The 12,184-nt window shown below is 74.8% G+C and carries 8 protein-coding genes; 7 read left to right on the forward strand and 1 reads right to left on the reverse strand.

Annotated elements, in window-relative coordinates; all coding sequences use genetic code 11:
- Positions 1-98 precede the first annotated feature (98 nt).
- The 3 genes from IO39_RS11230 to katG all read left to right on the forward strand — a co-directional run bounded on the left by IO39_RS11230 (position 99) and on the right by katG (position 3,289).
- On the forward strand, positions 99-467 hold the full coding sequence (locus IO39_RS11230; RefSeq protein WP_052422742.1) for a hypothetical protein: 369 nt from the start codon (positions 99-101) through the stop codon (positions 465-467).
- A 127-nt stretch (positions 468-594) separates the two neighbouring features.
- Positions 595-1,029, forward strand: coding sequence for a Fur family transcriptional regulator (locus tag IO39_RS11235; RefSeq protein WP_043620044.1), 435 nt, complete (start codon positions 595-597; stop codon positions 1,027-1,029).
- Positions 1,030-1,063: 34 nt separating this feature from the next.
- Entirely contained in the window at positions 1,064-3,289 is a 2,226-nt protein-coding gene (katG, locus tag IO39_RS11240) for a catalase/peroxidase HPI (protein WP_043620046.1), read from the forward strand.
- 60 nt (positions 3,290-3,349) lie between these two features.
- Here the strand turns inward: katG and IO39_RS11245 are convergent, their stop codons facing one another.
- Positions 3,350-3,769: an SRPBCC family protein gene (locus IO39_RS11245; protein ID WP_043620048.1), complete on the reverse strand. Its 420-nt coding sequence runs from the start codon at positions 3,767-3,769 to the stop codon at positions 3,350-3,352.
- A gap of 134 nt (positions 3,770-3,903) precedes the next feature.
- Between IO39_RS11245 and IO39_RS56705 the strand changes: the two genes are divergently transcribed.
- From IO39_RS56705 to IO39_RS11265, 4 genes are read left to right on the forward strand one after another with little or no spacing between them, the layout of a single operon-like run.
- Complete coding sequence (locus IO39_RS56705) at positions 3,904-5,628, forward strand: TIGR02677 family protein (RefSeq protein ID WP_052422743.1); 1,725 nt, start codon at positions 3,904-3,906, stop codon at positions 5,626-5,628.
- Positions 5,625-6,863, forward strand: a complete 1,239-nt coding sequence (locus IO39_RS11255) for a TIGR02678 family protein (protein WP_043620372.1) — start codon at positions 5,625-5,627, stop codon at positions 6,861-6,863. Before IO39_RS56705 ends, IO39_RS11255 begins: the two co-directional genes overlap by 4 nt.
- Complete coding sequence (locus IO39_RS11260; protein ID WP_043620050.1) at positions 6,860-10,888, forward strand: TIGR02680 family protein; 4,029 nt, start codon at positions 6,860-6,862, stop codon at positions 10,886-10,888. The genes IO39_RS11255 and IO39_RS11260 overlap by 4 nt, the downstream gene beginning before the upstream one ends.
- Positions 10,889-10,908: 20 nt before the next feature.
- Entirely contained in the window at positions 10,909-12,138 is a 1,230-nt protein-coding gene (locus IO39_RS11265; RefSeq protein WP_245641915.1) for a TIGR02679 family protein, read from the forward strand.
- Positions 12,139-12,184 lie beyond the last annotated feature (46 nt).

Consider the following 12,184-nt stretch of genomic DNA (forward strand, 5'->3'; position numbering starts at 1 on the left):
CCTTTATACGTGCTGGTGGGGAGCCACCGCAAAAAATGTCATTACCTGGGTACCGACGTGGGTGACCCGTACGTCTACGCAGGGGGAGACGAGAACCCATGTCCCAGCAGAACCGCGCGGTCCGGGGGGACCATCCGTACGAGCAGGAGATCACCTCCACGGACGAGCACGAGGAACGCCCCGGCCGCAGCCTCATCACCACCGACCACGACGTGATCCGCCAGTGGGCCGAGGAGCGCCAGGCGCGCCCGGCCAAGGTCCCGGGCACCGAGCACGACGGCAGGGCCGGGGTGCTGAGGTTCGACTTCCCCGGCTACGGCGGCGGCGACCTGGAGGAGATCTCCTGGGACGACTGGTTCAGGACGTTCGACGAGCGGGGCCTGAACTTCATCTACCAGGAGCACCGCAAGGACGGGAACCAGAGCAACTTCTTCCGCCTGGAGAACCCGGACCGCGAGGACGCCTGACCGGCCGCCCGGCCACCTCCCGGCCGCGCGGCCTGCCGTCGGGGGCTCTCAGGTCTCCGGTAACCGCCCTAAACCTGCATCATTCGTTGTCTTGAACAGTTCACGTCTATGGCCTAGGTTGTGCGCCATGACCGCATCCCGGCCTCAGGCGGCCGCCGAGGAACTGCGCGGCGCCGGCCTGCGGGTCACGGCCGCCCGCGTCGCACTGCTCGAGACCGTCCGGCACGGTGACCACCTCGACGTGGAGGCCATCGCCTCCGGGGTGCGCGAGCGGGTGGGCCACATCTCGCTCCAAGCCGTGTACGAGGCCCTCCACGTGCTCACCGCGGCCGGGCTCGTCCGCCGCATCGAGCCGGCGGGCAGCCCGGCCCGGTTCGAGGGCCGCGTCGGCGACAACCACCACCACGTCGTGTGCCGTTCGTGCGGGGTCGTCGCCGACGTCGACTGCGTGGTCGGGCACGCGCCGTGCCTGACCGCCTCCGACGACCACGGTTTCGCCATCGACGAGGCCGAGGTCATCTACTGGGGCCTGTGCCCCGCCTGTTCCACCGCCAGCTCCTGAGCATCAAGATCATTCGAGTCCCAGAAGGATCCCCATGACCGAGAACCCCGACGCAATCGTCACCGACGCGAAAACCGACGGCGCAAGCGGTTGCCCGGTCGCGCACACGCGCGCTCCGCACCCGACCCAGGGCGGCGGCAACCGCCAGTGGTGGCCGGAGCGGCTCAACCTGAAGATCCTGGCCAAGAACCCGGCCGTGGCCGACCCCATGGGCGAGGAGTTCGACTACGCCAAGGAGTTCAACTCCCTCGACCTGGCGGCCGTCAAGCGGGACATCGCCGAGGTGCTGACCACCTCCCAGGACTGGTGGCCGGCCGACTTCGGCCACTACGGCCCGCTCATCATCCGCATGGCCTGGCACAGCGCCGGCACCTACCGGATCAGCGACGGCCGTGGCGGCGCCGGCTCGGGCCAGCAGCGCTTCGCCCCGCTCAACAGCTGGCCGGACAACGCCAACCTCGACAAGGCCCGCCGCCTGCTGTGGCCGGTCAAGAAGAAGTACGGCAAGAAGCTGTCCTGGGCCGACCTGCTGATCCTGTCCGGCAACGTCGCCCTGGAGTCCATGGGCTTCAAGACCTTCGGCTTCGCCGGCGGCCGCGCGGACGTCTGGGAGGCCGAGGAGGACGTCTACTGGGGCCCCGAGACCACGTGGCTCGGCGACGAGCGCTACACCGGCGACCGCGAGCTGGAGAACCCGCTCGGCGCCGTCCAGATGGGCCTCATCTACGTCAACCCCGAGGGCCCCAACGGCAACCCCGACCCGCTGGCCGCGGCCCGCGACATCCGTGAGACGTTCCGCCGCATGGCGATGAACGACGAGGAGACCGTCGCCCTGATCGCCGGCGGCCACACCTTCGGCAAGACCCACGGCGCGGGCCCCGCCGACCACGTCGGCAACGACCCCGAGGCCGCCCCGATCGAGGACCAGGGCCTGGGCTGGAAGAGCACCTTCGGCACCGGCAAGGGCGGCGACGCCATCACCAGCGGCCTCGAGGGCATCTGGACCAACACCCCCACCGCGTGGGACAACAGCTTCTTCGAGATCCTCTACGGCTACGAGTGGGAGCTGTTCAAGAGCCCCGCGGGCGCCAACCAGTGGCGGCCGAAGGACGGCGCGGGCGCCGGCACCGTCCCCGACGCCCACGACCCGGACAAGCGCCACCAGCCGGTGATGCTCACCACCGACCTGGCGCTGCGCGTCGACCCGATCTACGACCAGATCTCGCGCCGCTTCCGCGACAACCCCGACGAGTTCGCCGACGCCTTCGCCCGCGCCTGGTTCAAGCTGACCCACCGCGACATGGGCCCGATCCAGCGCTACCTCGGCCCCGAGGTGCCGAGCGAGGTGCTGCTGTGGCAGGACCCGCTGCCCGAGCGCACCTACGAGCTCATCGACGCCGCCGACGCCGCCGCGCTCAAGGAGCAGATCCTGGCCTCCGGCCTGACGGTGTCGCAGCTCGTGTCCACCGCCTGGGCCTCGGCCTCGTCCTTCCGCGGCAGCGACAAGCGCGGCGGCGCCAACGGCGCCCGCATCCGCCTGCAGCCGCAGGCCGGGTGGGAGGTCAACGACCCCGACCGCCTCGCGGCCGTGCTGGGCACCCTGGAGGGCATCCAGAAGGCGTTCAACGGCGCCCAGACCGGCGGCAAGCAGGTCTCGCTCGCCGACCTGATCGTGCTGGCCGGCAACGCCGGCGTCGAGAAGGCGGCCAGGGACGCCGGCTACGAGATCGAGGTCCCGTTCCGGCCGGGCCGCGTGGACGCGCTGCAGGAGCAGACGGACGTCGAGTCGTTCGCGGCCCTGGAGCCGACCGCCGACGGGTTCCGCAACTACCTCGGCAAGGGCAACCGCCTGCCGGCCGAGTTCCTGCTGATCGACAAGGCCAACCTGCTCACCCTGAGCACCCCGGAGATGACCGTCCTGGTCGGCGGCCTGCGCGTGCTGGGCGCCAACTACCAGCAGACGCAGCTCGGCGTCTTCACCGACACCCCCGGCACGCTGACCAACGACTTCTTCGTCAACCTGCTCGACCTGGACACGACGTGGAAGGCGACCTCGGAGGACCAGCACACCTTCGAGGGCCGCGACGCCAAGGGCGAGGTCAAGTGGACCGGCAGCCGCGTCGACCTGGTCTTCGGCGCCAACTCCGAGCTGCGCGCCGTGGCCGAGGTCTACGCCAGCGACGACGCGAAGGAGAAGTTCGTCACCGACTTCGTCGCCGCGTGGGACAAGGTCATGAACCTCGACCGGTTCGACATCTGATCACCCGCGCCTGAGACCGCCCGGGCCGGTCACCACGGCCGGCCGGGTGTTCTCCACGGGTCAGCCGGCGTCGGAGACCCGGCGGCCGACCTCGTCCGCCAGGCGGTCGAGCGAGCGGTCGAGCAGCTCGCGCACCTCGTCCGCCCGCGCGCCCGCCTCGGACTCGTCCAGCAGGCTGATGTGCACGGTCACCTCGCTGGTCCCGGCCGCCGAGTCGGACACCTGCAACCACCCCGAATAGTCGGGATGGTCCCGGCCGCCCCACTCCACCCGGAGCTGGTCCTCCGAGGCGCGGAACAACCCCTCGTGCCGCCCGTCGCCGGGCACCAGCTCGCCGTCGGCCTCGACGGTGCCGGGGCCGCTGTCGTGCACCGACAGCCCCTGCGGCAACCACCGGTCCATGACGTCGACGTCGGACGCGACCCCGAACACCACCATGCTCTCCGCGGGCATCGCGCGCGTCGCCTCGAACTCCGCCATACCGCCCCCCTGACCGGCACCGCTTCCCATGCCAGCGCCGTACCCCTGCGATCTGCGCGCAAACAGCGGTCGCCGGGCCGGTCCCTGCCGCTACGGTTGCGTGGGTGGGAGTCGCGGGCGAGGGGAGCGGGACGATGGCGGAGCCGCCACGGGTGCCGCCGGAGATGTTCCGGTTCACCACCACCGAGCGGGCAGACCTGCACACCGCGGTCCTCTACGCCTTCGGCGAGGCCAACGAGCGGCTGGAGACGGCGCTGACCGTCGAGGAGGTGCGCGAGCGGCTGCGCGCGGTGGGCTGGTTCGCGCCGGTCGGCGAGCAGGAGCTGACCGGCACGCTGAAACAGCTCGCCGGGTGGGGGCTGCTCGACGTCATCTTCAACCACGCCGGCAGCTTCGCCACCGCCGAGGAGTACGAACGCAAGAACCTGCAATATTCGCTCACCAAGCGCGGCGAGGCCGCCTTCGCCGGCGTGCAGCACGCCATGGCCATGCTGGCCTCGGCCGGGGCGCTGCAGACGGCCGTGCTCGACGCCATCGCCGACCGGCTGGGCGAGCTGGACGACCTGCTGCGCGACCCCGACCCCGGCCGCAACCGGCGCATCTTCACCAGCCTGCAGGAGCTGGAGGGGCACCTCGACGGGCTGCGCGGCAACACCAAGCAGTTCAACGGCGAGCTGCAGCGGCTGCTGCGCGTCGAGGGCACCGACCTGGCCACCTTCCACGAGGTCAAGGCCGCCACCGTGGCCTACCTCCAGGAGTTCGTGACCAACCTGGAGCAGCGGGCCGAGACGATCGCCGCCGCGCTGCGGGCCGTGGCCGCGCACGGCGTAAGCGTGCTGCACGCCCGCGCGCTCGACGGCGCCGACCTGCCGAAGGTGCCCGGCGCCGACCACGCCACCCCGTGGCTGGCCGTCCGCGCCGCCCGCTGGGAGGGGCTGTGCCTGTGGTTCGCCCCCGGCGAGGGCCCGGGCGACGGCGCCGCCCCGCACGGCGCCGCTCCTGGCCGTGACGGCGCCGCCCCGCACGGCGCCGCCGACGCCGCTCCGGGGCGTGACGCCGCCGCTCCGCACGGCGGCGCGTCCGGCGCCGCGGTCGTCGCCGGTGCCGGGGGCGGGGAAGTGCCGCGGGTGCGGCAGTTGCACGACGTGGCGCGGCGGGCGATCGTGTCGCTGCTGCAGGTGCTCGACCGCATCACCGACTCGCGCCGCCGCTCCTCCAGCGCCGCCGCCGACTTCCGTACGCTGGCCCGCTGGTTCGCCACCGCGCCCGCCGAGGACGACGCGCACCGGCTGTGGGACGCGGCGTTCGGGCTCGGCTCGGCCCGCCACGCCCACCTCGGGCACGCCGACGCCGAGCTGATCCCGGCCGGGGTGCCCTGGCCGGAGGCCGAGCCGGTCCAGGTGTCGGCGCTGCTGCGCTCGCGCGGGCGCACCGAGCGCATGGGCCGCACCGGCAGGGTGCGCGACGTGGCCGCGCTGCGGGCCGAGCGCAGGGCGCGGGCGGAGAAGGAGCGGGCCGAGCTGGAGGCCGCCTGGGCGGCCCTGGCCACCACCGGCGCGGTGCGGCTGTCGCAGCTCGGGGAGCTCGGCCACGACGCGTTCGGCCGGCTGCTCGACCTGCTCGGCCGGGCGCTGGCCGAGCGCCCCGACTCGACCGGGTTCCGGCGCGCCGTCACCTCCGACGGGCGGGTGGAGATCGTGCTGCGGGCGCCCGACGACGGGGCGGTGGCGGTGCTGCGCACCCCCGAGGGCTGGTTCAGGGGCCCCGACTACCTCATCGACGTCCGCTCCCTCGCCGACGCCCCGGACAGCCCGCTCCCGGCCGGGCCCGACGCGGGCGGATGGGCGGCGGGGGCATGAGCAGCCTGGCCAACCAGCTCGTCAGGGCCGAGAAGGAGGAGATCGCCCGCGCGATCAGGACCCTGCTCGGCCGCCCCCTGGTGTCGCTGCACGACGACCCCGCCGCCTTCGACCTCATCAGGAGGCGCCGTCAGCCGCTGATCCAGTGGTTCGACTACTTCTGCGGCTGGCGGCTGGTCGTGGAGCCGCGCCAGGGGTACGCCCGCCTGGTCAAGGTCCGCTCCGAGCCCGGCCCGACCCGGCCCGCGCGCCGCCGCCGCACCACCAGGGCCCCGTTCGACCGCCGCCGCTACACGCTGCTGTGCCTGTGCGCGGCCGAGCTGCTCACCTCGCCGGTCACCACCATCGGGATGCTGGCCCAGCGGGTGGTGCAGGCGGCCGCGGTGGAGCCGGGCGTGCCCGCGTTCGACCCCGTCAGGAACGACGAGCGGGCCGCCTTCGTGGACGCGCTCAAGCTCCTGGAGCACTACGGCGCCGTCACCGCCATGGACGGCGCCACCGACGCCTACCTCGACGACGAGGACGCCAAGGTGCTCTACCGCGTGGACACCACGCGCGTCATCCGCCTGCTGTCCGCCCCGGTCCCCCCGTCCAGGGTCGCCGCCGCCCGCGAGCAGGCGCACCCGGCGGCCGGCGAGGCCGCCCCCTTCGTCCCGGGGGAGGGCGTGCTGGAGGCGCTCGTCGCCGAGGCCCGCTACGGCGGCGACGAGCCCACCGAGACCCAGCGCAACCTGTGGGCCCGCCACTCGCTCATCCGCCGCCTGCTCGACGAGCCCGTCGTCTACCGCGACGAGCTCACCCCCGCCCAGGCCGCCTACGCCGCCTCGCTCACCGGCCGGCAGCTCCTGCGCCGCGCCGCCGAGGAGGCCGGGTTCGTGCTGGAAGAGCGCGCCGAGGGCTTCCTGCTCGTCGACCCCGACGCCGTCGCCACCGACACCCGGTTCCCCGACGACGGCAGCCACGCCAAGGTGGCCGCCCTGCTCATGCTCGACCTGCTCGTCACCTCCGGCCCCGTCACCGCCGCCCGGCTCGACGAGGAGGCCGCCCGCCTGCTGCGCCGCTTCCCCCAGTGGGCCAAGGCCTACCAGTCCGACGGGGGCGGGCCCCGGCTGGCCGCCGACGCGCTGGAGGTGCTCACGCTCTTCGGGCTGGCCCGCCGCAGCGGTGACCGGGTCGCCGCCCTGCCAGCCGCCGCCCGATACCGGGTCGAACGCGCCGTACAGGAGGATTCGTGACCGTCACCGAGCTCGCCGCGCCGCGTGCCGCGCACGGGGTGGACGCCCGCTGGACCCCCGTGCGCGCCGGGATCGTCAACGTGTGGCGCTACTACGACGAGGTGTTCGAGTTCCACCGGGGCAGGCTGCTGCTGCGCGGGCCCAACGGCAGCGGCAAGTCCAAGGTGCTGGAGCTGCTGCTGCCGTACGTGCTGGACGCCAGCCTCAAGCCCAGCAGGCTGTCCACGTTCGGCGGCACCGAGCGCACCATGCACTGGAACCTCATGGGCGATGGCGCCTCCGGCACCACCCGGGTCGGCTACGTGTGGCTGGAGTTCCGGCACGCCGACGGCCGCTGGTTCACCTGCGGGGCGCGGCTCCAGGCCACCATCCACACCAAGAACGTCACCGCGGCCTACTTCACCAGCGACGCCCGCGTGGACGCGCCCGACGGCTTCCGGCTCACCGGCGAGGGCGGGCAGCCGCTGACCAAGGCCCAGCTCATCGACGAGCTCGGCACGTCGGGCAGGGTGCACGAGTCGGCCGAGTCCTACCGCACGCTCGTCCGCCAGACGCTCTACCGGGGCCTCAGCGAGCAGCGCTACGAGTCGCTGCTGACCGCGCTGCGCCAGCTTCGCACGCCCAAGCTGTCCGAGCGGCTCGACCCCGGGCTGCTGTCGGAGCTGCTGTCGAGCGCCCTGCCGCCGCTCGGCGAGGGGGAGATCCACGAGATCGCCGAGGGGTTCGAGCGGCTCGACCGGCAGCGCGAGGAGCTGCGGCTGCTCGACCGCGACGTGGAGGAGGCCGACCGGCTCGCCGGCCGCCAGCGCGGCTACGCCCAGCGCGTCCTGCGGGCCGCCGCCGCTGCCGTCACCTCCGCCGGCTACGCGCTGGAGTCGCTGGCCGCCGAGGTCAAGGCCGGGCGGGAGGCGCTCAAGGAGACCGAGCGGGAGCTCGACGCGGCGACCGTGCGGCTGGGGGAGGAGGAGGCGCGCGAGCTGGCCCTGGCCGCCCAGATCGACGGGCTGAAGGAGAGCGAGGCGTACCGGGCGGGCGGCGACCTGCACCGGCTGCGCGCCGAGGCGCAGGCGGCGCACGAGGTGGCCGGCCGCCTGCGCGACCAGGCGGGCGAGGCGGCCCGCGCGGTCACCGGCAAGCAGGAGGCCGCGGCCCGCGCCGCCGCCGCGGCCCGCACGGCGGACTCCCTCGCCGACCGCGCCCGCGCCGAGGCCCGCCACGCCGCCGAACGCGCCGGCCTCCTCACCGTCCACGAGGAGACCGAACGCGCCCTCCCCTCCGGCGACGACGGTGAGGCGGGTGTGCGCAGGGCGCGGGAGTTGTTGCGGGCCGCCGTCACCAGCAGGGCCGCCCAGATCCGCGAGGTCAGGGCGGGCGCGCTCCGCCACGACGAGGCGATCAGGCGCCGCACCGGCGCCGAGCACGACCGCGACCGGGCCAGGGACGACCTGGCCGCCGCCCGGCAGGCCCAGGAGAAGGCCGAGCGGCTGCGCGAGGAGAAGGCCCGCGACCTGGCCGCCGCCCTGGCCGACTGGGCGGGCGGCTGCACCCAGCTCCAGCTCGACCCGGCCGCGCTCGCCGAGCTGGCCGAGGACTTCGAACGGGCCGACGACCTGGTGGGCACCGCCCGCACGATGGCCGAAGTCGAGCTGGCCGCCCGCGAGCAGCACCTGTCCGGCCTGCGCCGGAGCCTGGTCGCCGAGCGGGACGAGCTGGCCGCCGAGCGCGAGAGCCTGAGCGGGCAGACGGTGCTCGAACCGCCCGCCCCGCACACCCGGACCGCCGCCGCCAGGCCGGGCCGCCCCGGCGCGCCGCTGTGGCGGGCCGTCGCGTTCCGGGCGGGTCTCGACCCCGTGGCCCAGGCGGGCGTGGAGGCCGCGCTGGAGGCGTCGGGCCTGCTCGACCTGTGGCTGCGGCCGGACGGCGGGTTCGACCCCGGCGAGCACGACGCGTTCGCCGTGGCCGCGCTGGCCGCGCCCGCCCCCGGCTACAGCCTGGCCCACGTGCTGTTCACGGAGGCCGGCTCGCCGGTGCCCGCCGACACCGTGCTGGCCGGCATCGCGTTCGCGCCCACCGCGATCGGCGTCGACCATCCGGCCGTCATCGGCGCCGACGGCACCTGGCGGCTGGGCCCGGCGGCGGGCCGCTGGGTCAAGCCCGAGCCCTCCTACATCGGCGCCACCGCCCGCGAGCGCGCCAGGCGCCGCCGCATCGCCGAGCTGGACGACCGGCTCGCCGAGCTGGCCGGTCGGATCGCCGAATGCGACCACCTGCGCGCCGTGGTGGACGGCGAGCGCGACACGCTGGCCGCCGAGCTGCGGCGCCGCCCCGGCAGGCAGGCGTACGCCGGCGCGGTCCAGGAGCTCGACGGCGCGACGCGGAAGGTGGCGCTGCTGGAGGACCAGCTCCGGGCGTACGAGGAGCGGCTGCACGAGTGCGAGCGGGACGTCGGCAGGTCGCTGCGCCGGCTCACCGAGCTGGCCGACCGGCACTCCCTGCCCACCGCGCCGGCCGCGCTCGACAACCTGGAGGAGGCGCTGCGCACCGCCGAGACGACCGGCGCCGTCTGGCACGACCGGCGCGCCGGCGCCCGCGCCGCCGGGGAGCGCGCCGAGCTGGCCGCCGAGAGCGCGGCCGAGTACGAGCGGCTCGCCGTCGAGGCCGTCGAGCGCGCCGAGGAGGCCGCGTCCCGCGCGGTCGTGCTGGCCGAGCGGCTGGCCGCGATCGAGTCCACGGTCGGCGTCGAGCACCTGCGCGTGCTCGAACGGCTCCAGGCGGCCCAGACCGCCCACCAGACCTGCCGCCGCCTGATCAAGTCCGTCAACGACGGCCTGGCCCGGCTCAACGCCCGGCTCGGGCAGCTCAGGGGCGAGCTGGCGATCGCCGAGGAGCGGCACGCCGAGGCCGGGCGGGCGCGCGACGAGGTGTCCGGCCGGTTCCGCCGCCTGGCGGCCGGGCACCTGCCCGCGGACGCGCGGGTGGAGGTCGCGCTGGCCCCCGAGGCGGGGGTGCGGGCCGTCCTGGAGGCGGCCAGGGCCGTGGCCGAGCGGCTCGCCGCGGTCCCGTACGAGCACAAGAACGTCAGGGAGGCCGAGGCGCGGCTGCAGGACGCCTTCCACCACGCCAGGGAGGTGCTGGCCGACCGCGCCGACCTGGAGCTGGCGCCCGACGAGGACGTGCAGGTGCTCACCGCCACCGTCAACGGCGTGCGGGCGGGGGCCGCGGCGCTGAGCGAGGCGCTGCGCAAGGAGCGCGACGCGCGGCGCTCCGACATCACCGAGGCCGAGCGGGACCTGTTCGACCGCACGCTGGCCGGTGACACGCGGCGGCACCTGGCCGACCGCATCAGGCAGGCCACGGCCCTGGTGGAGGGCATGAACCAGCGCCTCGAACGCGTCCGCACCGCCTCCCGCGTGGCCGTGCGGCTGGTGTGGCAGGTCGATCCCGCCCAGTCCGCCGGCACGCGGGCCGCCCGCGACCTGCTGCTGCGCGACCCGGCCGGGCTGAGCGAGGCCGACAAGGAGGCCCTGTACGTCTTCTTCAGAGACCGCGTGGAGGAGGCGCGGGCCGACAACTCCTCGGCGAGCTGGGAGGACCAGCTCATGAAGGTGCTCGACTACACGGCCTGGCACCGGTTCGTGGTCAAGCTCGACCGGGGCGACGGGCAGGGGTGGCAGGACCTGACCAGGAAGCTGCACGGGGCGCTGTCGGGCGGGGAGAAGGCGATCGCGCTGCACCTGCCGCTGTTCGCCGCCGTGGCCGCGCACTACCAGACCGACCCTGGGTGCCCGCGGTTCATCCTGCTCGACGAGGTGTTCGTGGGGGTGGACAAGACGAACCGGGGCCAGGTGTTCGACCTGCTGGTGGATCTGGGGCTGGACCTGGTGCTGACCTCGGACCACGAGTGGTGCGAGTACCGCGAGCTGGACGGGATCGCGATCCACCAGCTCATCACGGGCGACGGGGACGACGCGGTGACGACGGCCCGCTTCGTGTGGAACGGCTACCGCACGGTGCCCGCCGAATGACGGACCGGACGGAGACGGGTGTGGCGGCTGAGGCGTGCGTGCCGGAGCAGGCTGGCGTGGCGGTGGTGCCGGAGCGGTTGCGGGTGGCGGAGCTGCGGCCCGTGTGGGTCGCGCTGCACCGGCGGCTCGGCGCCGGCGGCCCGCTCAGCCGGGTCAGGGTGACCGGCCTGGCGGAGGCCGAGCAGGCGGCCGTCGCGGACCTGCTCGGCCTCGACCGCTACCCCGGCCCGGCCGTCACCATCGACGTGGCCAGGCTGGAGGGGGCGCTGGGCGGCCTCGACGCGCGCACGGTCGCCGAGGCGGTGGTCGGCCCGATCGACGACCGCCGGGGCCGGCAGGCCGGCCTGCGGCGGGAACGGGCCGCGCTGCTCGACTGGTTCGCCGCGCACCCGGTGGTCGCCGCCGAGCCCGCGCTGCTGGCCCTGTCGGCCCCGGCGGTCATAGGCCGGGCCGGCCGCGACCTCCTCGGGCAGGCCCTCGACGTGCTGGCCGCGCTGCCCGCCGCCGGACGCCCGCTGGCGGCGGTGGCCGCCGGCGTGACCGGCGACCCGCACGCCCTGGACGACGGCACGCGGCTGGCGTCCCTGGTGCTGAAGGCCCTGTCCATCCTGTACGACGTGCCGCCCCCGGAGGGCGCCGAGGCGCGGCGGGCGTTGTGGGAGCGGGCCGGGGTGGCCTGCGACGCGCTGTCCACCACGGTGCTGGTCGCCGGGTTACGCCCCGCCGGGGACACCGCCCTGGCCAGGGTGCTGCGCATCTGGGACGGCCGGCCGAGCGTGCTCACGCTCGCGCAGCTCCAGGACGTGCCCGAGCTGGCGCTGCGCGAGCGGGACGTGCGGGTGGTGGAGAACCCGACCGTGCTGGCGCTGGCCGCGCAGCGGTTCGGCGCGTCCTGCCCGCCCATGGTGTGCACCTCGGGCTGGCCCAACAGCGCCGTCGTCCGGCTGCTGCGCGCGCTGCCCGGCGCCCGCCTGCACTACCACGGCGACTTCGACGGGGCCGGCCTGCGCATCGCGGCGTACACGATGGCCAAGACCGGCGCGCGGCCCTGGCGCATGTCGGCGGCCGACTACGTGCGTGGGCTGGCGGACTGCCCGCCTCCGGGCCTGCCGGCCGGCCAGGTGACCGACGCGCCGTGGGACGCGGAGCTGGCGCCGGCCATGCGCGCGCGGGGGATCGCGGTGCCGGAGGAGGTGGTGGCGGAGCGGCTGCTGGAGAGCTGTGACCGCCGTTCATCGGATCGATGCTGAATCGTTTTACAGATTTTCCCGCAAACTCCGAAATCTACCCAAGTCA

It is taken from the genome of Nonomuraea candida, assembly GCF_000725485.1.
Lineage (GTDB): Bacteria > Actinomycetota > Actinomycetes > Streptosporangiales > Streptosporangiaceae > Nonomuraea > Nonomuraea candida.